Source organism: Arthrobacter sp. zg-Y750 (assembly GCF_020907365.1).
Lineage (GTDB): Bacteria > Actinomycetota > Actinomycetes > Actinomycetales > Micrococcaceae > Arthrobacter_B.
Map to the genome: position 1 here is coordinate 40,846 of NZ_JAJJOC010000004.1, position 19,892 is coordinate 60,737.

Consider the following 19,892-nt stretch of genomic DNA (forward strand, 5'->3'; position numbering starts at 1 on the left):
TACGCTAGTCCGGCGGGTGCCCTGACGCGATGCGCGCGTTACGAACGGGCCGCACGTCACCCCTACGGGCGGCGGCGGCGGAATTTGGGCAGCTGTCCGAACAGGTCCGCGGCACGCTCTGCAGCACGGCCGACGGTACGGCCCAGGTTCTGGACACCGGCGTCCAGGGGCAGCGGACGGGCCTCCGCAGCACCGGGAACGAGGGCACCGGCGGCAGCCGCCGCCGCGGTGGTGCGCGCGGTTCCCACGGAAGCCAGGCGCGGTGTATGCCCGCTCAGGGAAGGCAGTTCGAAGGCCCGCAGCCAGAGCACGAGCTCCTCCAGGGGGGCGGCCTGCAGCGAGTAATAACGGCGCTGCCCTTCAGCGCGCATGGTGACGAGTCCTGCGTCGCGGAGCACCTTCAGGTGCTTGGACACCGTGGGCTGGCTGACCTCCAGCTCCTCCACCAGCGTCCCTACGGACTTGTCCCCGGTACGCAGGGCACCGAGGATTTCGCGGCGGGTGCCTTCCGCGATTACAGCAAATACATCGTCACAGACCATGGATTTACCCTAACCGCATACGGGTGCCCGGGCATCTTCGGGCTCAGCTAATCGAACCAGGGATCCAGCCCGTGCAGCGGGAAAAGCTCCTTGCGGGTGGCCATCACCGTGCGGTCGATCCCGTCATTTGGGTCGTATCCCACTTCCCAGGAACGCCACCACAGGTCCGCCCCGTCCCCCATGACGTCCGTGCATTTGACACCGTGTTTTTCCAGCACGTAGTCCCGCCAGGCCGCGGGCACGGGCGTTGAGGGACGCACCCGCCCGTTGGCGGCCACGGAAATGAGCAGGGCCCAGGAGCGGGGCACCACGGATGCCACGTTGTAGCCGCCCCCGCCGGTGGCAATCCAGCGGCCTTCGCACAGCCGGCCGGCCAGGTCACTGATGGTCAGCGCAACCTGCCGCTGCGCCTCAACGCTGATGCGCAGGTTGGTCAGCGGATCGTCCTTGTGGCTGTCGCACCCGTGCTGGCTGACAATCACTTCCGGGGCAAACGCCTCGGTCAGCTGCGGAACCACCGCGTGGAAGGCCCGCAGCCAGCCGGCGTCCGTGGTGCCGGCAGGAAGGGCGATGTTCACGGCCGTGCCCTCCGCGCCCTTTCCTCCGGTCTCGTTGGCGAACCCGGTGCCGGGGAAAAGGGTCAAACCGCTTTCGTGCAGCGAAATGGTCATCACCCGGGGATCGTCCCAGAAAATGTTCTGCGTTCCGTCGCCGTGGTGGGCGTCGACGTCGATGTACACCACCCGCTGCACGCCCCGGTCGAGGAGGCGCGCGACGGCGGCCGCGGCGTCGTTGTACACGCAGAACCCCGCCGCCTTCTCACGGCCGGCATGGTGCATTCCCCCGGAAAAGTTCACTGCGTGCAGCACACTGCCCGAAAGCACGGCGTCCGCGGCCGCCAGCGAACCGCCCACCAGCCGTGCGCTGGCCTCATGCATGCCTGCAAAGGCCGGGTTGTCTTCGGTGCCAAGGCCCATGGCCGCATTGCAGTCCGACGGATCGGCACTTGCGGCCTGCACGGCACTGACGTAATCAAAGCTGTGCACGGTCAGCAGGTCCGCGGCGTCGGCAACGTAGGGCTGTTCCAGACGGACGCCCTCCACGTCGAAAAGCCCCAGTTCCCGGACCAGCCGTGCAGTGAGGTCCAACCGGTGCGGGCTCATGGGATGGCCTGCACCGAAGTTGTAGGCCAGCAGCGATTCATCCCACACAATGCACGTTGGCATGACGGGAAGGCTGAGCCCGGAACTGATCATGCAGACAGGGTACGTGATCCGGGGGTTACTCTGATATTGGGGTCCGTGCCCGGCTGCCGGATCAAACCCTTTAGCGCGCTCTGCTGGATTATGTTTGCTGTGCCGAATCACCGCGGACAAGAACGGAAACTGGAACCAAGAAACCATGGCACTTCCTCGGCAGCCACTCCTGCAAATGAACCCCCGAAGCGAACGTTCGTTCCTTTCCGCAGCCCGCGAATTCGTCGACAACATGGTCAGCGGCCGTCCGGCGCGCCTGGCACTGACGGTCTTCGCCCTGGTCATCCTGCTCTTTACCGCCCTCCTGAGCCTGCCGGTGGCCTCCACCAGCGGCGAGGCCACCCCCCTGCACGATGCCCTGTTCACTGCAGTATCGGCTGTGTGCGTCACCGGCCTGACCGTGGTCTCCACAGCCACCTACTGGTCAACGTTCGGGCAGGTGCTGATCCTGATCGCCATCCAGGTGGGCGGCCTGGGCATCCTGACACTCGCTTCCCTCCTGGCGCTGGCCGTGAACAAGCGCCTGGGCGTGCGCGGCAAGCTTCTCGCCCAGGAAAGCATGAACACCGGGCGGCTGGGCGAAGTAGGCCACCTCCTGCGCATTGTCTTCAGCACCGCCGTCGTCATTGAACTGGCCCTGGCCGCGGCCATGGCGCCGCGGTTCATGATCCTGGGCGAATCCTTCGGGCAGGCAATCTGGCACGCGGTGTTCTACTCCATCTCAGCCTTCAACAATGCCGGCTTCACCCCGCACTCGGACGGCCTGGTCCCCTATGAGGAGGACCTGTGGATCCTGGTTCCGCTGATGCTGGGGGTGTTCATTGGCTCCCTCGGCTTCCCGGTGATCATGGTCCTGCTGCGGACCCGCCACCGCCTCAGCAAATGGAACCTCCACACCAAGCTCACCGTCCTGGTGTCCCTGATCCTGCTGGTGGTGGGAGCAGTGGTGTGGGGTGCCTTCGAATGGTTCAACACCCGCACCATCGCTGACCTGTCCTTCTCGGACAAGATCATCCACTCCCTGTTCGCCTCGGTCATGACCCGCTCCGGCGGGTTCAACCTCGTCTCCATGTCGGACCTGGATTCCAGCACCCTGCTCGTCACCGACATGCTGATGTTCGCCGGCGGCGGCTCGGCTTCCACCGCCGGCGGCATCAAGGTCACCACCATTGCCGTGCTGTTCCTGGCCGTGGTGGCCGAAGCCCGCGGCGACTCGGACGTCCGGGCCTTTGGCCGGACCATCCCGCAAAGCGCCATGCGGGTGGCCATTTCGGTGACCATCCTGGGCGCCACCCTGGTCTCCGTAGCCACGCTCGCCCTGCTGGTCATCACCAACGAAACCCTGCAGCCGGTACTGTTCGAAGTGATCTCCGCGTTTGCCACCGTGGGCCTCAGCACGGGCCTCAGCGAGGTCCTGCCGCCGTCGGGCAAGTACGTGCTCTCCCTGCTGATGTTCGCCGGACGCGTCGGCACCATTACCCTTGCCGCGGCCCTGGCCGTGCGCCAGCGCAACACCCTGTACCACTACCCCGAAGAAAGGCCGATCATTGGCTGACAGACCTCCACACAACGCCCCGGTACTGGTGATCGGCCTGGGCCGCTTCGGTGCCGCCACCGCCGAACAGCTGGTCCGGCAGGGACGCGAAGTCCTGGCCGTGGAACGCGACCCCGCGCTGGTGCAGAAAGCCTCCGGCATCCTCACCCACGTGGTGCAGGCCGACGCCACCAACATCGAGGCGCTCAAGCAGCTGGGCGCCGAGGACTTCTCCGCCGCCGTCGTGGGCGTGGGCACCTCCATCGAGTCCAGCGTGCTAATCACCGTGAACCTCGTGGACCTGGGCATCGAGCACCTCTGGGTTAAAGCCATCACTCCGGCGCACGGCAAGATCCTTACCCGGATCGGCGCCAACCACGTCATCTACCCGGAGGCCGACGCCGGCCGCCGCGCAGCACACCTGGTGGGCGGCCGGATGCTGGACTTCATTGAATTCGACGACGGCTTCGCCATCGTGAAAATGTACCCGCCCAAGGAGACGCAGGGCTTCACCCTGGGCGAGGCCAATGTACGGGCGAAGTACGGAGTGACCGTGGTAGGCGTGAAGTCGCCGGGCGAGGACTTCACCTACGCCCAGCCGGACACCAAAGTCTCCAGCCGGGACACCCTGATCGTGGCCGGGCACGTCGATCTGCTCGAGCGGTTCGCGGCGCGGCCGTAGGGTCTGGTTCCCCGCCGGTGGCTTGGTTCGGCTCCCGCCTTCGGGCGTGGCTCCGGCTCGGCTACCGGCTTCGGGCGTGGCTCCGGCTCGGCTACCGCCTTCGGGCGTGGCTCCGGCGGCAACGAAATTCCTCGCTCGCAGAGCTCGCTTGGAATATTAAAGCCGCCTCCGCCACACCCTGCGGCGGTACGGGTCTTCTCCCCGTCTCATCTGCAGGGTGCTACCGGAACGCCCAATCGGGACGAAGCGCACCAACCGTGAGGCCATTCGACCGGAAACGAAGAGCCCCGAACCTCAGGGATGCGGGCCGTTCCCGGAAAACCCTGCGGTTTGGGTGAAACCCTCGTTTTGTGCAATTCCCCGCGCTGCGCGGCGCAGGGAATGCCACAATCCGCAGGGAATACGACAAACCGCAGGGTCCCGGGGCGCCGTGCTGGACTTGCAGCGGCAGCATTACCCACCAGCGGCAGGACCCGGCGGACGCAAAGGCGTAATCAACCGGCCGGAGGCAAGTCAGCGGGCCAGGGCTAAGCCGTCAGCTGCTTCGTGATTTCTTCGGCGCGGGCCGTCGCTGCCCGGGCACCGGCTTCGATGATGGCCGGAAGGCCGCGCTCGTCGAAGGTCTTGATGGCTGCCTCCGTGGTGCCGTTGGGGCTGGTGACGCCGCGGCGCAGGGCCGTGGCGTCGGCGTCGGGCTCGGCCAGCATGTAGCCGGCACCGGCGACCGTTTCGCGTGCGAGCAGGGCGGAAAGGTCCGGGTCCAGGCCCAATTCCACACCGGCACGCGCCATCGCCTCAGCCAGGTAGAACGCGTACGCCGGGCCGGAACCGCTGACGGCGGAAACGGCGTCGACCTGTTCCTCGGGCACCTCCACCACTGTTCCGGTGGCCGCGAGGACCCGGCGGGCCAGTTCCATCGCTTCGGAGCCGGCTGAGGTGCCGGCAGAAATGGATACGACGCCGCGGCCCAACCGGGACGGCGTGTTCGGCATGGCGCGGACTACCGGCTGACCGGCCGGAAGCAGTGATTCCATCAGCTCCAGCGGTACGGCCGCGGCGACGCTGAGCACGACGGCGCCCCGGGGCAGCGCGTCAGCGACTTCGCGCAGCAGGTCCGCCACCCCCACGGGTTTGACGCCCACAATGACCAGGTCCGCTCCTGCTACGGCCTTTCGGTTCGACTCGGCGTCCTCGCCGCCGGCCAGCACCGTGATGCCGTGCGCGGCGCGCAGCTCTTCCGCCCGCTCCGGGCGCCGGACCGTGGCGGTGACCTGCTCAGCGGGCAGTCCGCCCGCGAGGATCCCGCCAAGGATCGCTTCGTTCATTGAGCCGCAGCCCAAAAATGCCAGTCGGGGATTCGATGCACTGTCCATGGCTTCGATTCTGTCATGGACCTTCCACGGACCGGTCAGGCGGCCGGTCAGGCGCCGAGACTGCTGCTGGGGCCGCCGACCGGCGCTTTGGGACGCAGGTGCTCGCGGGCGAAGTCCAGGGTCTGTTTCAGCTGCTCTTCGCGCTCCCCTGCTCCCCTGCTTCTCCGGGTGCTGACCTCAATGGCCACCACACCCTTGAAGCCGGCGCCGGCAAGGTAGGAAAGGGCTTCGGCGCAGCGCTGCGTACCTTCGCCCGGGAGCAGGTGCTCATCCTTGCCGTTGGGGGTTCCGTCGGTCAGGTGGACGTGGCTGAGCCGGTCACCGAGTTTGCGGATCTGTTCAAAGGAGTCCATGCCCGCAATCGCTGCGTGGGAGAAGTCCCACGTCACGTGCTCGTAGGGTTCCGGAACCGGGTTCCAATGCGGCAGGTATGCCTTCGCCTCACGGCCGCGGACGCGCCACGGGTACATGTTCTCCACCGCGATGGTGACCCCGTACTGCTCCGCGATGGTCTTGACCCCTTCGGCGAAGTTCTCGGCATAACCGGTCTGCCAGCGGAACGGCGGGTGCGTCACCACGGTGGAGGCACCAACCTCGGCAGCCATGGCCGCGGACATCTCAATCTTGGTCCAGGCTTTGCCCCAGACCTGCTGGGTCAGGAGCAGGGTGGGTGCGTGGATGGCGAGGATGGGCTGCTGGTACCGCTCGCTCAGGTCACGGAGGGTGTCCGGGTTTTGGCTGATGGAGCTGTTGGTGACCATGATTTCGACGCCGTCATAGCCGAGGTCATGGGACACGGCGAAGGCGTCGTGCACCGAGAGCGGATACACGGAGGCACTCGAAAGCGCGACCGGGATTTCAGTCGGTGCGGTCAGCGGCTGCACGGCGGCCGTCGAGGGGACGGCGGAAGGTGACGGAGTCATTTTCAGCTGTGCTTTCCGTTGGTGGAAGGAGCGGCTCCCGCAGGGACGAGGAACTCCTCGCCTTCCGCGGGGCCGCGGGGAAGGTCCCCGGTGGTTTCAAACCGCAGCGTATCGAAACGCCGCAGGATTAGGCCCTCGCGGAGCGCCCAGGGGCAGATCCGCAGGACGGGCACGTCAAAGGCTTCCATGGCGGCCTGGGCTACCAGTGCCCCGGCAAGCATCTGCGGTGCCCGCAGCGCGGAGACCCCGTCCAGTTCCGCACGGTCCCGGGAACTCATCGCTCCCAGCCGCTTGGTCCAGAGGGACAGGTCCTCCAGCGTGAGCCGGCGGGGCACAAAAGGTCCGGCGGCCGACGGCGCGGCCCCGGCAATGCGCGCAAGCGAGCGGAAGGTCTTGGATGTTCCGGTCACCAGGTCCGGGCGCCCGACGGCGGCGAACTCCTCCGCCGTCTCGCCGACCAGCCCGCGGATGTACTTGCGCAGCTTCTTGATGCTCTTGGGGGTGGGCGGGTCATCGGGCAGCCAGTCCCGGGTCAGGCGGCCGGCGCCCAGGGGCAGGGACCGGGCAATCTCGGGCAGCTCATCATGGCCCATCGCCATCTCGAAGGAGCCGCCGCCAATGTCCAGGTCCAGGATGGTTCCCGCTCCCCAGCCGTACCAGCGGCGGGCAGCCAGGAACGTCATGGCCGCTTCGTCGCCGCCGGACAGTTCTTCCAGCCGGACGGGGGTCTCGCGGTGCACCCGGGCCAGGACCTCGGCACCGTTGGCTGATTCCCGGATGGCCGACGTGGAGAACGCCAGAAGGTCCTGGGCGCCGTGCCGGCGGGCAAAGTCCCACGCCTCGCTGACGAACCCGACCAGCTCATCCTGCCCCGCTTCGCTGATCGCGCCGTCGGGGTCCAAATAGGACACCAGCTGCAGGGGACGCTTGTGCGAGGCGAAGGGAGACGGGCGGGCACCGGGACGCGCGTCCACCAGCAGCAGGTGGACGGTATTGGACCCTATGTCGAGGACGCCTAGGCGCATGTTTCCATTATGGACTCTGCCCGTCCCCTACTTCTTCGCCGCGGCCTTCTTCGGAGCCGCCCGCTTGCGCACCGGCTTCTTGGCGGCCGGGGCCTTCTCCCGCTTCTCTGCGAGCAGTTCGATCGCCTGCTCGCGGGTCAGTTCCTCGATGGCCGTGGACCGGGGCACCGTGATGTTGGTGATGCCGTCGGTGATGTAGGGGCCGAACCGGCCGTCCTTCACCACAATGGGCTTCTCCGACACCGGGTCAACACCGAACTCGGCCAGCGGAGCCGCTGCCTGCCGGCCGCCGCGCTGCTTGGGCTGGGAGTAGATCTCCAGTGCCTGCTCCAGGGTGATCGTGAAGATCTCCTCTTCCGAACCGATGGAGCGCGAATCGGAGCCCTTCTTCAGGTACGGCCCAAAACGGCCGTTCTGCACGGTGATCTCGTTGCCCTCGGCGTCGGTACCCAGGACGCGCGGCAGCTTCATGAGCTTCAGCGCCTCCTCCAGGGTGACCGTCTCCACGCTCATGGACTTGAACAGCGAACCGGTGCGCGGCTTCGCCTTCACGGGCTTCTTCGGCGGCTTGGGCTTGCCGTTCTTGTAGTACTCCACCGGCTGGTTGGCCAGGTCCTCTTCGGTGGGCTCCGGGATCAGCTCGATCACGTACGGACCGTAGCGGCCGTTGCGGGCCACGATGGTCCGCCCGGTCTCCGGGTCGGTGCCGAGCACCCGTTCCTCGGGAGCCGCCGTCTCCATCAGTTCGATGGCCTTTTCGGCGGTGAGTTCGTCCGGGGCAAGGTCCTCGGGCACGTTCGCCCGCTCCGGCTCGGTTCCCTCCGGGGCGTCCGCGGGCAGCGGGCGCTCCAGGTAGGGACCGAACTTGCCCACGCGCAGCATGATGCCGTCGGCAATTTCGATGGAGTTGATGGCCTTGGCATCGATTTCGCCGAGGTCGTTCACGATGGTGTGCAGGCCGGTTTCAACCCGGTCGCCGTAGTAGAACTGGTTCAGCCATTCCACGCGTCCGGCTTCGCCGCGGGCAATGCGGTCCAGGTCTTCTTCGAGTTCTGCGGTGAAGTCGTAGTCCACGTAGTCCGTAAAGTGCTCTTCCAGCAGGCGGACCACGGAGAACGCAATCCAGCTGGGCACCAGGGCCTGTCCGCGGCTGCTCACGTAGCCGCGGTCCATGATGGTGGAAATGGTGGCGGCGTAGGTGGACGGACGGCCGATGCCGAGCTCTTCGAGCATCTTCACCAGCGACGCTTCAGTGAACCGCGGCGGCGGGGAGGTTTCGTGGCCGCCGGCGGCAATGTCCGCAGCGGTCAGCCGGTCCTCGGCTTTCAGCACCGGCAGGCGCGCACCCTCGGTGCCCTCGGCGTCGTCGTCCTCGCGCACGGCGTCGCGGCCCTCTTCATAGGCGGCCATGAAACCGCGGAAGGTTATGACCGTACCGGAGGCCGAGAACTCGGCGTCGCGCCCGTCGGTGGAAACTGCGCCGATGCGCACGGAGGCGGTGGAACCCTTGGCGTCGGCCATCTGGGAGGCGACGGTGCGCTTCCAGATCAGTTCGTACAGCCGGAACTCATCGCCGCGCAGCGAGGACGCCACCTGGGCGGGGGTGCGGAAGGAGTCACCGGCGGGCCGGATGGCTTCGTGGGCTTCCTGGGCGTTCTTGGACTTGCCCTTGTACACGCGCCGGGCCTCGGGCACGTACTCGGGGCCGTACAGTTCCGAGGCCTGCCGGCGGGCGGCGTTGATCGCCTGGTCCGACAGCGCCGGGGAGTCCGTACGCATATAGGTGATGTAACCGTTTTCATACAGCCGCTGGGCCACCTGCATGGTCACTCGGGAGGAGAAGCGCAGCTTACGGCCGGCCTCCTGCTGCAGGGTGGAGGTGGTGAACGGAGCGGCCGGACGGCGCGTGTAGGGCTTGGTGTCCACGGAGCGGACCGTGAACGCAGCCGATTCCAGGCCGGCGGCCAGGGACACGGCCGAGGCTTCGTCCAGGTGCACGGCGGTCTTGGATTTCAGCTCCCCGCGGTCGGTGAAGTCCTTGCCGGTGGCTACGCGGGCGCCGTCAACGGCCACGAGGCGGGCCTTGAACCTCTCGGCAGCCTCGGTGGCGAAGGTGCCCACCAGGTCCCAGTACGACGCCGGGCGGAACGCCATGCGTTCCCGCTCGCGTTCGACCACCAGGCGGGTGGCAACGGACTGAACACGCCCGGCGGACAGGCCGCGGGCCACCTTGCGCCAGAGCACGGGGGAAATTTCATAGCCGTACAGCCGGTCAAGGATGCGGCGGGTTTCCTGGGCGTCCACCATGGCCACGTCAACGTCGCGCATTTCCAGCAGCGCACGCTGGATGGCTTCGCGGGTGATTTCCGGGAAAGTCAGGCGGTGCACGGGCACCTTGGGCTTGAGGACCTGCAGCAGGTGCCATGCAATGGCTTCGCCCTCGCGGTCACCGTCAGTTGCGAGATAGAGCTCGTCGGCGTCCTTCAGGGCGGCCTTGAGCTCGGCCACCTTTTTCCTCTTGTCCGGGGACACCACGTAGTACGGCTCGAAGTCCTTGTCGAGGTCCACGGCGAACTTGCCCACAGCTGTCTTCTTCAGCTCTGCGGGCAGGTCGGAGGGCTGCGGAAGATCGCGGATGTGCCCCATCGACGCCGTCACCTCGAAGCCTTCGCCCAGGTACCCGGCGATGGTCTTGCCCTTGGCCGGAGACTCGACAATTACAAGCTTCTTCTTGCCGGTCTTCTTGTCCGTTGCCTTAACTGGCACTGTTCTCCTACGTAACGGGGTTCAAAATTATCGGGGACGCCTTGCGCCCTGGGTGTCCGGTGCATCCACGCCCCGGCCATCACAGTCCGGTTCATCCACAGACAGTATGCGCGATGCCCCAGCACTAGGGTAACCATAAAGCACCGCCGGCACTGACCTGCAACAGGATCGGCCGGGACCTATCTGTAAAGCGGAACGAGGAAGCCGTCCACCACCAGATTACGCACTTCCCGGACCAGGTCGGAGCCGAACTCAGGATCGGAGCGGTCCAGCAGTGCTGCCAGGGCGGAGGTAATCTGCCCGACGGACAGCTCGCCGTCGCAGGCGGAAACGAAGCCGGTGAGCTCCGTGCTCATCAGATTGGTCCGGCGCAGCCCGGCGCCCTGGCGGAGCAGGATCACACCCGGGTGTTCGGCGCCGGGACGCTGGTGGCGTTCCTCGGTCACGTCGTCGGCCACGGTCAGATGCGCGGAAGACAAATCGGCCTGCGCTCCCGCCCAGTCGAAACGCCGCACCGCGGCGTCCAGGTGCGGGCCCATGGGCTGCTCCACGGGATGGGTGATCTCCTCGAACCGGCGCAGCGGTTCGGCGCCGGCCTTGCGCCGGCGGCGCAGCCACAGTGAGCCGAAGCCCACAGACCCGACGCCGCGCGAGGCGAAGTCTGCCAGGTAACCGGCATAGGCGGCCGTGTATTGCTCCCGGTCCCGGCCCTGGGCAGCATCCCGCAGCCACATTTCGGCGTACTCGGCCGGGGTCAGCGTCTCGCGCTGGATCACCCAGGCGTCGGTGCCCTCGGGCAGCCACTGCTCGATGCGCGCAGACCAGTTCTCCTCCTCGCCGGCAGGAATCTCCCAATTGCCCAGCATCTGTGCGGTGCCTCCCGGACGCAGCACCTGCTCCAGACCGGAAACCAGCGCGGACACGATGCCGTCACCGGCAAGCCCTCCGTCGCGGTAGGTGAAGCGGTCATCTTCAGAGTCGGCGCCCGTGCGCGGCGTGATGACGAACGGGGGGTTGGACACCACCAGGTCGAATTTCTCGCCGGCCACCGGCTCCAACAGGCTGCCCAGCCGCAGCGTGAACCGGTCTTCCGGCTGGTCCGGGTCGATGTCCAGCTGGGCGGCGTTGAGCATCAGGTTGAAGCGGGCGAAGCCCAGCGCGCGTTCGGACACATCGGTGGCGGTGACGTGGTCCGCGTGGCGGAGCAGGTGGAAAGCCTGGATACCGCAACCGGTGCCGAGGTCCAGGGCCCGGCCCACGGGATTGCGCACCGTGAGCTGCGCAAGGCTCAGGGAGGCCTGGCCGATGCCCAGCACATGGTCGCGGCGCAGCACGCCGGGGCGCTGGTGGCTGCCCAGGTCGCTGGCGACCCATAGATCAGCGTCGGGGTTCCCCTCGGTGGGCGTGCCGCCGTCGTCAGCGCCGTAGGGCCGCAGGTCCACCGCCGCACGGAAGGTGCCGAAAATGAGGCCGCGCTCAATGAGCCCGAGTTCCAGCAGGCCTTCGGTGCCCGTGCGCGGCATGGCAGCATCCAGCTGTGCCCGCTCCACGGTCTCCCCCAGCAGCCAGAGCAGCACCGGCAGTGCTACCCGGCGCGGTTCTGCCGCATCGGCCTCGGCACGGCAGGCCAGCAGCGCCGGCACCAGTTGGTCCCGCTGCAGGGCCGCAGACGCTTCCTCGCCGAGGAACCCGGCCACACCGTCCACGGTGTAGCCCGCCTCCCCGAGGTCGGCGGCGAGCGCCTTAAGCAGCCAGGTATCCCGGCTGCGCGGCGCGGAGGGCACGAAAGAGAAATCAGTCACAAACCCAGTCTATGACCGTGCGGGCCGCAGTCCGTGCAGGGCCCGGCTGCGCCTGCTCGGACTCCGGCGGCACCCGGCCTCAGCCGGACCCTTTCCTATGCTTTTCCCTATCCTGCCGCCGGTTCCAGCGGCTCCGCGGAGGTGCCGCCGGAACCCGTGGAGTGTGCTGATGGGAGCGCAGCGGCCTGCCCTTCGGATGCCGTTCCGGCAGCGGGCGCCCCTGCCGCATGCCGGGCGGCCCGGTAGCCAAAGACGACGGCCGGGGCAATGGTGGCCCCCGCCCCGGGATACGTGCGGCCCATGACCGACGCCGTGGTGTTGCCGGCCGCGTAGAGGCCGGACATCACGCTGCCGTCCTCCCGCAGCACCCGGGCATCGGCATCCGTCAGCAAACCGCCCTTGGTGCCTAGGTCCCCGGGGTACAGGCGCACGGCGGAGAACGGCCCCTTCTCCAGCGGTCCGAGGTTCGGGTTGGGCTTGACCCGCGGATCGCTGTAGTAGTTGTCGTACACGGTGTCCCCGCGGTGGAAATCCTCGTCGATGCCGGTCTTGGCGAAGCCGTTGAACCGCTCCACGGTGGCCTGCAGGGCAGCCGGCGGCACACCCATTTTCTCCGCCAGGCCCGTGAGGGATTCGTCCTGGAGCAGCAGGCCCTGCTTCTTCCATTCGCGGCGGCCCTGCAGCAGCGCGTTAAAGAGGTAGCGGCGGGCGTGCCGGGCATCAAAGACCAGCCACGCCGGGTCCCCGGGGACCTTGCGGTTGTTTGCGAGCATGTGGTGTCCGAAGTCCACGTAGGATTCGGACTCGTTCAGGAACCGGTTGCCGGCTGCATCCACCACCAGAGAGAAGGGCATGGAGCGTTCGGCGAGGGTGAAAGTGACCTCGCCTTTCGGCCCCACGCAGGTGGGCCCCCACCAGGCATCGTCCATTAGGGCAAGCGCTCCCCCGCGGGCTGCCACAATATCGATGGCCTGCCCCAGGTCCCCCTCCGGTGCCGATGAATACTCCTTCTCCAGGCCCTGGTACTTTTCCCGCCACTGCGCGTTGCGGGCGAAACCGCCGGCCCCCAGCACCACGCCGCGCCTCGCCCGGATACGCACGTCCCGGCCGTGGCGGCGGACGACGGCGCCCAGCACCGTGCCGTCGTCGTCCTGGATTAGGTCCACCAGCGGAGCCGACAGCCAGACCGGGGTCTGCTGGTTACGGACGATGTACATCAGCGACGAGGCCAGCGCCCCGCCCAGCCCGTAGAGCCGCTTGCCGCGCGCCAGCCCGCCGAGCGTGCGGAAGACAAACCGGGCACCCCGGATAAAGCCGCTGGGCGTGGACCAGGCCCGGGACAGTTCCCATACATCGTCGGTGGCCAGCGGGGCCGGGATGCCGGAAGCGGCCGGACGCGACTGCTTAAACCAGGGACCCAGCAGCTTGGTGTCGAAGGCCTTCACTTCCAGTGAGCGCCCCACCATGCCGCCGGGCCGGTCCGGATAGTAGTCCGGGTAGTCCTTGGACCGCATCCACTGCACGCCCAGGCCGCCCAGGAAGGTCACCACATCGGGCACGGTGCGCAGGAACGCGAGCTTGCGTTCGCGCGAGGAGGCCGGACCGACGTCGGCGATCACCTCTTCCATATAGGTCAGCGCGTTCTCTTGGCTGTCCTCCACGCCGGCCTGCTTCATCAGCGGGTTGTTGGGCATCCACAGCCCGCCGCCGGAAATTGAGGTGGTGCCGCCCCAGAGCTTGGTGCTTTCCACCATGAGGACGTCCAGGCCCTCGTCGGCGGCGGTGATCGCCGCGGTCAGGGCGGCGGCGCCGGTGCCGACCACCAGGACGTCCACCAGCCGGTCCCAGTGCTCCGGCCCGCCCCGGGGTGCTGCTGCCCGGTCAGCGGGCTCCGGAACTGCCGTCCGGCCGTCTCCGGTTTGGCTGTTGCCTTCGTCTACTGCTGCGTCCGCCACGTCAACACTCCCCCGCTTTGAGCCGCGCCCGTCCCCGGTCCGTCCGGCGAAGTGCCGGGTCCGTTCGGGCCTGCCGCGGGCCGTCGGCCCGTGTGCGGGACAGTATCAGCGGGGGTGCCGGAAGTACACAGGTTTATTAGGCTCCGCCTAAGTAGTGCGGAGGCCCCCTGCCGCCGCGGCGGCGGGTCACTCGCCGGTCAGCGGCCGGTCAGCGGCCGGTCACTCGCCGCAGCGGCGGTCACTCGCCGCAGCGGCGGGTCACTCGCCGCAGCCGTCCGGGCAGCGCAGGGTGGACGGATCGGAGGCGCAGTCCGCGCAGTACAGGGTGAGTTTGCGGCAGGACGGATTGGAACAGTTTTCGAACTTGCTCGTGGGTGCCTCACAGCGCACGCAGCGGCCGATGGTAACGGCGTCGTCGGTGAACTCGGTGTGCATCCGCTTGTCGAAAACGTACAGCGAGCCTTCCCAGAGGCCTTTGTCCCCGTAGGTCTCGCCGTACCGGACAATGCCGCCCTTCATCTGGTAGACCTCCTTGAACCCGCGGTTCACCATCAGGCTGGAGAGCACCTCGCAGCGGATGCCGCCGGTGCAGTACGTGACTACGGGCTTGTCCTTGAGGTCGTCATACTTGCCGGACTCGAGTTCGCTGATGAAGTCGTGCGTGGTGGACACGTCCGGAACCACTGCGCCCTTGAACTTGCCGATCTGCGCTTCGAAGGCATTGCGGCCGTCGAAGAACACCACTTCCTCACCGGCTTTTTCCTTCTGCTCCACGAGTTCGTGGAGTTCCTCGGGACGCAGGTGGGTGCCTCCGCCCACCACGCCGTTCTCGTCCACCTTCAGCTCCCCGGGTGCGCCGAAGCTCACGATCTCGTCGCGGACCTTCACGCTCAACCGCGGGAAATCCTCGGCGGAACCCTCGGAATACTTCACGTCCATCTTCTTGAAGGCGGGGTATTCCCGCGTCGCCTTCACATAGGCCTTCACCGCGTCCAGGTCTCCGCCCACGGTGCCGTTGATGCCGTCGCGGGAGATCAGGATGCGCCCGTGCAGGCCCAGCTTTTCGCACAACGTGCGCTGCCACAGCCGGACGGCGTCGGGATCGGAGAGAGGGGTGAAAGCGTAATACAGTGCAATTCGGTTCAGTGCCACAAGACAAGGGTAGACCGCCGGAGGATGGCCCATTTTCCCCGGGCCCGCATACCTTTCCCTACAGGTGCCCGCTAATGTGCATCTATGAGAGCGCTGGACGATGATCTGCTGGAGACCTGGGTCTCCGGCTGGGCACAGGCACGTGGTTACCGGACGCGGCATGAAGGCCGTTTTCCGGCCGCATTGCTCCATGACCGGACCAACGACTGGGAGTATTTCGCGCTTGAGCCCTCCCACGACGAGTTTGCCGCCCTGGCCTCCTCCGCCCGGCACAGCCCCACCCGGCTGTTCACCATCGTCACCACGCGGGTCAACGAGATTTACGGTGCCGCCACCGTTTACGGTCTCCAGGTCCGCTCCACCGACGAAGTGCTGATGATCGCCGATATGTCCGACCAGGACATCGAGGCGCCGGTCCTGCCCTGGGAAGACTTCGAGACGGAAACCACCCATGAGGACAACGTGGGATCGGTGACCGTGCTCTCCGGGGGCACACCGATTGCGCAGGGACGAGTGGCCGTGGTGAACGGCCACGCCGTCTTTGACCGGATAGTCACCGAGCCCGGGTTCCGCCGGATGGGGCTGGGCAGCTACGTGATGCGGGCGCTGACCGCCCTCGCGCTCGAGGACGACGCCGACTCCGGACTGCTGGTCGCGTCCATGGACGGCCAGGAACTGTACCGGTACCTCGGCTGGGAGTCGCTGGCCAGCGTCGTGATGTTCGAGCCGCGGCTCTGACGTCTCTGATCCGCTGTTCCGGCCCGGGGGTGCAGGGGCCGGAGTCTGAGGGGGAGGTTCCCCCTGCAGTGAACATGGTCCGGCTCCGGTTCGCCGGTGGGAGAATGGGCTCGTGGCCCTACATGATTCCCTGATTCCGCTGCTGGGCGGCGGCGCAGAGCCGGAACAGCTGATGCATGTGCATCAGATTCCAGCCCGCCGGGCAGTCACCGCACCGTGGCCCGAGTGGGCGCATCCCGACGTCGTCGCCGCCTACCGGAACCTGGGCATCCAGGAACCGTGGGCGCACCAGATGGAAGCCGCCGACGCCGCGCACGGGGGCAGGCACACGATCATCGCCACCGGCACCGCCTCCGGGAAGTCCCTGGCCTACCAGCTGCCGGTAGTGGACGCCATCCACCGGACCTCCCTCGATGACCGCGCCACACTGGAGCCTTCCGGCGCCGTCGCGCTCTACCTCGCTCCCACCAAGGCCCTGGCCGCCGACCAGCTCGCAGCGGTGAAGTCGCTGAAGCTGCCGACCGTGCGGGCCGAGACGTACGACGGCGACACTGACACCGGTGCGCGGCGCTGGATCCGGGACCACGCCAACCTGGTGCTGGCCAACCCGGACATGCTGCACTTCGGGGTGCTGCCCAACCATGCCTGGTGGGCGCGGTTCTTCCGCCGCCTGAAGTACGTCATCATCGACGAGGCGCACAGCTACCGCGGCGTGTTCGGCTCCAACGTGGCGAACCTGATGCGCCGGCTGCGGCGGATCTGCCGGTACTACGGTTCCAACCCGGTCTTTATCGGTGCTTCCGCCACTTCCGCGGACCCTGAGCAGTCCTTCAGCCGGCTGATCGGCGCCCCGGTCACGGCGGTCACCGAGGACCGCTCCCCGCACGGGTCCACCACGGTGGCTCTGTGGGAACCGCAGCTCACCGAGCTGAAGGGCGAAAACGGCGCCCGGTCCCGCCGGACCGTGGTGGCCGAGACCGCGGACCTGCTGGCGAACCTGGTTTCCGCGCAGGTGCGGACCATTGCCTTCATCAAATCGCGCCGCGGCGCCGAGACCATTTCCACCATCACCCGGCGGCTGCTGGACGAGGTGCACCCGTCGCTGCCGGGACGGGTCGCGGCTTACCGCTCCGGCTACCTGCCGGAGGAACGGCGCGAGCTGGAGCGGCGGCTGCGCAGCGGGGAGCTGCTGGGTATCGCCAGCACCTCGGCCCTGGAACTGGGGATCGACATTTCCGGGCTCGACGCCGTGCTCGTGGCGGGCTGGCCGGGAACCCGGGCCTCCCTCTTCCAGCAGATCGGGCGGGCCGGGCGCTCGGGGCAGGACGCGCTGGCGGCCTTTGTCGCCAGCGACGACCCGCTGGACACCTATCTGGTGCACCATCCGGAAGCTATTTTCGATATTTCCGTGGAAGCCACTGTCTTCGACCCGTCCAACCCGTATGTGCTTGGCCCGCACCTGTGCGCGGCGGCTGCGGAGCTGCCGCTGACCCCGGACGAACGGGAGCTCTTCGGTCCCACCGCCGCCGGACTGCTGGAGCAGCTGGTGGGCCAGGGGTATCTGCGGAAACGACCCTCGGGCTGGTTCTGGACGCATCCGGAGAGCGCGGCATCCATGGTGAACCTGCGTGCTGCCGGCGGCGGGCCGATCAACATTGTGGAGTCCGAAACCGGCACCCTGCTGGGCACCATGGATTCCCCGCAGGCGCAGTACCAGGCCCACACCGGGGCGATTTACGTCCACCAGGGCACTACCTTCCTGGTGGACGAGCTCAACGAGGCCGACCACTGCGCCATGGTTACCCGCACCAACCCGGAGTTCTACACCCAGGCCCGGGACATCACCCAAGTTGAGGTGCTGGAGACGGAGCGCACCGAGGAGTGGAACGGCATCCAGGTCTGCTTCGGGACGGTGAAGGTGACCACGCAGGTGGTTTCCTACCAGCGCAAGGCCCTGATTTCGAACGAAATCCTGGGCGAGGAGCCGCTGGAGCTGGAAGCCAAGGAATTGTTCACCAAGGCCGTGTGGTTCGTCATTGATGAACGCTTCCTGCTGGAGGCCGGACTGGCTGCTGCTGACTTCCCCGGCTCGCTGCACGCCGCCGAGCACGCTTCCATCGGGATGCTGCCGCTGGTGGCCACCAGCGACCGCTGGGACATTGGCGGGGTGTCCACCGCGTTGCACGCCGATACGGAGAAACCCACCATCTTTGTCTATGACGGCCACCCCGGCGGAGCCGGTTTCGCCGAACGCGGTTACGACGCCGCCCGGATCTGGCTGGCGGCGACCCGGGACGCCATCCGGGCCTGCGAGTGCGAGGGCGGCTGCCCGTCCTGCGTGCAGTCCCCCAAGTGCGGCAACAAAAACAACCCACTGGACAAGAAGGGCGCAGTCACGCTCCTGGACGTTCTGCTGAAACATGCCCCGGACGAGGCGCTCGCGCTGAGTTAGCCGGAGGGACAGGGGCGCTACCCCTCGGGTGCAGGGGACGCTGCCTTCGTGTGGGCGAGGGGGACGCTTACCGGAGCCCGGCATCCTTGGAGGACTGCCCCAAGACGCCTGCTGCCCTCATTCCGGCGGCCCTGCGCGTGCGGCGGCCGCTGCCGGGACTGGAAGTGCGGGCACCAGCACCTCTGCCCGCACTGTGACCGTGCCCCGGCCGGCATCGGCCCTGCAGTCGGCGAGCCGCGCGTTGTTCCGGGCCGCCACGCCCCGCGCTACCTCGCAGGCGTCTTCGCTGGCTCCCGCGCCGACGGGTCCCGGAGGGCCCAGCCCGCGGAGTGCGTCGGCACCGGCGAGCGCGGCCAGGTCGGCTGCTGCACCGGCCCGGATGGCCGCCACCGAGACCTGAACCATAACCAGGCCGAACACGGCAGCCCCCACCAGCACCAGACAGATCCCAATGGAAGCGACGGTTCCCGCTCCCCTGTCCCGGACGTCTGCTTCTCCGGCTTTCTCCGGGGTCTCAGCGCGGAACCCCATCGGGCAGGCCTCCATCCCCGGGAAAGGCCACGGCATCTGCGGAGAGCTCCAGCGGCAGCATGTTCAGCAAGGGCAAGGACAGGGCGCTGCGCACTTCCACCGTGATCCACGGTCCTTCCCCGGACAGGACCAGTTCCGCCGACGGACCGGCCACCCTCGCCGCCGCTGCCTGGGCAGCGGAGCTGTCTGCCCGCATCACCTCCCGAGCCGCTGCCCGGGCCGCCTCCTCCAACCGCAGCTGCGTCACACCGGCTGCGATTCCGGTCAGCCCGGCGGCCAGTACCAGCACGATTGCCGGCAACGCCACCGCAAACTCTGCCGTCACTGCGCCACGGTCGCCTAGTACCCGGCCTCCCGCGGCCCGGCCTCCCGCGGCCCGGTCTCCCGCGGCCCGGTCTGGTTCCGCAGCCCGGTCTGGTTCCGCAGCCCTGGCCCGCATCCTTGCCCTCACGCCTGTCCTCACCCAAGTCCTCACACCAGTCCTCACCCAAGGGTCAGTGCGGACCGGATCAGCGAGACCAGCATGGACCGCACTTCGTCGCTGCCGAGTACAACCGCCAGCAGCCCGGCAAAAGCAACCGCAGCGAGGGTGGCAATGGCATATTCCGCGGTGGCCATCCCCGCCTCCCGGTCCGTCCACGCGGGAACAGCCGAACGAGACGAAAGAGACGGATGAGGCGACGGATTCGGAGCGGCCGGAGCATCAGCGGGCTTCATAAGCGAAAGCGGGCGGCTGGGAGCTGCCGGCGGGGTGGACAGAAGGTACACGCCGTGGCGGCCGTCGGACTCCGGATTGCTGCAGCGGGAGCCGGAGCGTGCACCGGGCGCCGGGCGCACGTTCGCTCCTGCCCGGTCCGCAGCATCCGGCGCCAACCGTTCTTGCCGCAGCGGTCCGGACACTGGCAACCGTGATGCGGGCAGCGGCAAACGGTGCGGGGCTTGGGGCAAGCGGTGCATAGCGGGCGGGATCAGCGGTGCGGCCAGCGGTTTCGGCGGTGCGACCGGCGGATTCAGTGTCATGGTGTGTTCCTCCTGCTTGCAGTTCCGTGGAACTTCGATCCTGCCTTCCGGCGTCGTGTGCCGCTGGAGCCCGCGTCCCGCACAAGGACAACGGCTCCCCGATTGCCTGCTGTGGAGGAAGGAAAGCAGCGTTCGAGGAAG

Annotated in this window: 16 protein-coding genes; 4 read left to right on the forward strand and 12 right to left on the reverse strand. The window is 67.6% G+C overall.

Annotated features, from left to right (window positions below; translation table 11 throughout):
- Positions 1 to 62: 62 nt before the first annotated feature.
- Both LOC57_RS02435 and LOC57_RS02440 read right to left on the reverse strand, forming a co-directional pair.
- Positions 63 to 542, reverse strand: coding sequence for an ArsR/SmtB family transcription factor (locus LOC57_RS02435; RefSeq protein WP_227925296.1), 480 nt, complete (start codon positions 540 to 542; stop codon positions 63 to 65).
- A 47-nt stretch (positions 543 to 589) separates the two neighbouring features.
- Positions 590 to 1,798, reverse strand: a complete 1,209-nt coding sequence (locus tag LOC57_RS02440) for an acetoin utilization protein AcuC (RefSeq protein WP_227912628.1) — start codon at positions 1,796 to 1,798, stop codon at positions 590 to 592.
- 175 nt (positions 1,799 to 1,973) lie between these two features.
- Between LOC57_RS02440 and LOC57_RS02445 the strand changes: the two genes are divergently transcribed.
- Positions 1,974 to 3,353, forward strand: a complete 1,380-nt coding sequence (locus LOC57_RS02445; protein WP_227912627.1) for a TrkH family potassium uptake protein — start codon at positions 1,974 to 1,976, stop codon at positions 3,351 to 3,353.
- Positions 3,346 to 4,014, forward strand: a complete 669-nt coding sequence (locus LOC57_RS02450) for a potassium channel family protein (RefSeq protein ID WP_227912626.1) — start codon at positions 3,346 to 3,348, stop codon at positions 4,012 to 4,014. The genes LOC57_RS02445 and LOC57_RS02450 overlap by 8 nt, the downstream gene beginning before the upstream one ends.
- Before the next feature lie 527 nt (positions 4,015 to 4,541).
- Here LOC57_RS02450 and proC read toward each other — a convergent pair.
- From proC to trhO, 7 genes are all read right to left on the reverse strand, one after another.
- Entirely contained in the window at positions 4,542 to 5,387 is an 846-nt protein-coding gene (proC, locus tag LOC57_RS02455) for a pyrroline-5-carboxylate reductase (RefSeq protein ID WP_229957853.1), read from the reverse strand.
- A 47-nt stretch (positions 5,388 to 5,434) separates the two neighbouring features.
- Complete coding sequence (locus LOC57_RS02460) at positions 5,435 to 6,310, reverse strand: sugar phosphate isomerase/epimerase family protein (RefSeq protein WP_227912624.1); 876 nt, start codon at positions 6,308 to 6,310, stop codon at positions 5,435 to 5,437.
- A 2-nt stretch (positions 6,311 to 6,312) separates the two neighbouring features.
- Complete coding sequence (locus LOC57_RS02465) at positions 6,313 to 7,335, reverse strand: Ppx/GppA phosphatase family protein (protein ID WP_229957855.1); 1,023 nt, start codon at positions 7,333 to 7,335, stop codon at positions 6,313 to 6,315.
- 27 nt (positions 7,336 to 7,362) lie between these two features.
- The gene (topA, locus tag LOC57_RS02470) at positions 7,363 to 10,101 is read right to left on the reverse strand and encodes a type I DNA topoisomerase (protein ID WP_227925308.1); all 2,739 of its coding nucleotides are present in this window, start codon (positions 10,099 to 10,101) and stop codon (positions 7,363 to 7,365) included.
- A 179-nt stretch (positions 10,102 to 10,280) separates the two neighbouring features.
- A complete protein-coding gene (locus LOC57_RS02475) occupies positions 10,281 to 11,903 on the reverse strand; it encodes a DUF7059 domain-containing protein (RefSeq protein ID WP_229957857.1) in 1,623 nt (540 codons plus the stop codon).
- 107 nt (positions 11,904 to 12,010) lie between these two features.
- Positions 12,011 to 13,858 carry an FAD-binding protein gene (locus LOC57_RS02480; RefSeq protein ID WP_229957859.1) on the reverse strand — a complete coding sequence of 616 codons (1,848 nt, stop codon included), beginning with the start codon at positions 13,856 to 13,858 and terminating at the stop codon, positions 12,011 to 12,013.
- Positions 13,859 to 14,116: 258 nt separating this feature from the next.
- A complete protein-coding gene (trhO, locus tag LOC57_RS02485; RefSeq protein WP_229957861.1) occupies positions 14,117 to 15,010 on the reverse strand; it encodes an oxygen-dependent tRNA uridine(34) hydroxylase TrhO in 894 nt (297 codons plus the stop codon).
- Positions 15,011 to 15,094: 84 nt separating this feature from the next.
- On the opposite strand from trhO, the gene LOC57_RS02490 reads away from it, so the two are divergent.
- Positions 15,095 to 15,748: a GNAT family N-acetyltransferase gene (locus LOC57_RS02490; protein WP_229957863.1), complete on the forward strand. Its 654-nt coding sequence runs from the start codon at positions 15,095 to 15,097 to the stop codon at positions 15,746 to 15,748.
- Between the two features lie 112 nt (positions 15,749 to 15,860).
- The gene (locus LOC57_RS02495; RefSeq protein WP_227925320.1) at positions 15,861 to 18,200 is read left to right on the forward strand and encodes a DEAD/DEAH box helicase; all 2,340 of its coding nucleotides are present in this window, start codon (positions 15,861 to 15,863) and stop codon (positions 18,198 to 18,200) included.
- Positions 18,201 to 18,317: 117 nt separating this feature from the next.
- Here the strand turns inward: LOC57_RS02495 and LOC57_RS02500 are convergent, their stop codons facing one another.
- From LOC57_RS02500 to LOC57_RS16490, 3 genes are all read right to left on the reverse strand, one after another.
- Positions 18,318 to 18,731, reverse strand: coding sequence for an Rv3654c family TadE-like protein (locus LOC57_RS02500; protein WP_227912616.1), 414 nt, complete (start codon positions 18,729 to 18,731; stop codon positions 18,318 to 18,320).
- Entirely contained in the window at positions 18,715 to 19,056 is a 342-nt protein-coding gene (locus LOC57_RS02505; protein WP_227912615.1) for a TadE family type IV pilus minor pilin, read from the reverse strand. Before LOC57_RS02505 ends, LOC57_RS02500 begins: the two co-directional genes overlap by 17 nt.
- Before the next feature lie 158 nt (positions 19,057 to 19,214).
- On the reverse strand, positions 19,215 to 19,751 hold the full coding sequence (locus LOC57_RS16490) for a DUF4244 domain-containing protein (RefSeq protein WP_331460626.1): 537 nt from the start codon (positions 19,749 to 19,751) through the stop codon (positions 19,215 to 19,217).
- Positions 19,752 to 19,892 lie beyond the last annotated feature (141 nt).

Coding starts and splice junctions, on each gene's coding strand:
- LOC57_RS02490 (WP_229957863.1), top strand. CDS start 15,095: ATGAGAGCGCTGGACGATGATCTGCTGGAGACCTGGGTCTCCGGCTGG.
- LOC57_RS02440 (WP_227912628.1), bottom strand. CDS start 1,798: ATGATCAGTTCCGGGCTCAGCCTTCCCGTCATGCCAACGTGCATTGTG.
- LOC57_RS02460 (WP_227912624.1), bottom strand. CDS start 6,310: ATGACTCCGTCACCTTCCGCCGTCCCCTCGACGGCCGCCGTGCAGCCG.
- LOC57_RS02435 (WP_227925296.1), bottom strand. CDS start 542: ATGGTCTGTGACGATGTATTTGCTGTAATCGCGGAAGGCACCCGCCGC.
- LOC57_RS02500 (WP_227912616.1), bottom strand. CDS start 18,731: ATGGGGTTCCGCGCTGAGACCCCGGAGAAAGCCGGAGAAGCAGACGTC.
- LOC57_RS02445 (WP_227912627.1), top strand. CDS start 1,974: ATGAACCCCCGAAGCGAACGTTCGTTCCTTTCCGCAGCCCGCGAATTC.
- LOC57_RS02465 (WP_229957855.1), bottom strand. CDS start 7,335: ATGCGCCTAGGCGTCCTCGACATAGGGTCCAATACCGTCCACCTGCTG.
- proC (WP_229957853.1), bottom strand. CDS start 5,387: ATGGACAGTGCATCGAATCCCCGACTGGCATTTTTGGGCTGCGGCTCA.
- LOC57_RS16490 (WP_331460626.1), bottom strand. CDS start 19,751: ATGACACTGAATCCGCCGGTCGCACCGCCGAAACCGCTGGCCGCACCG.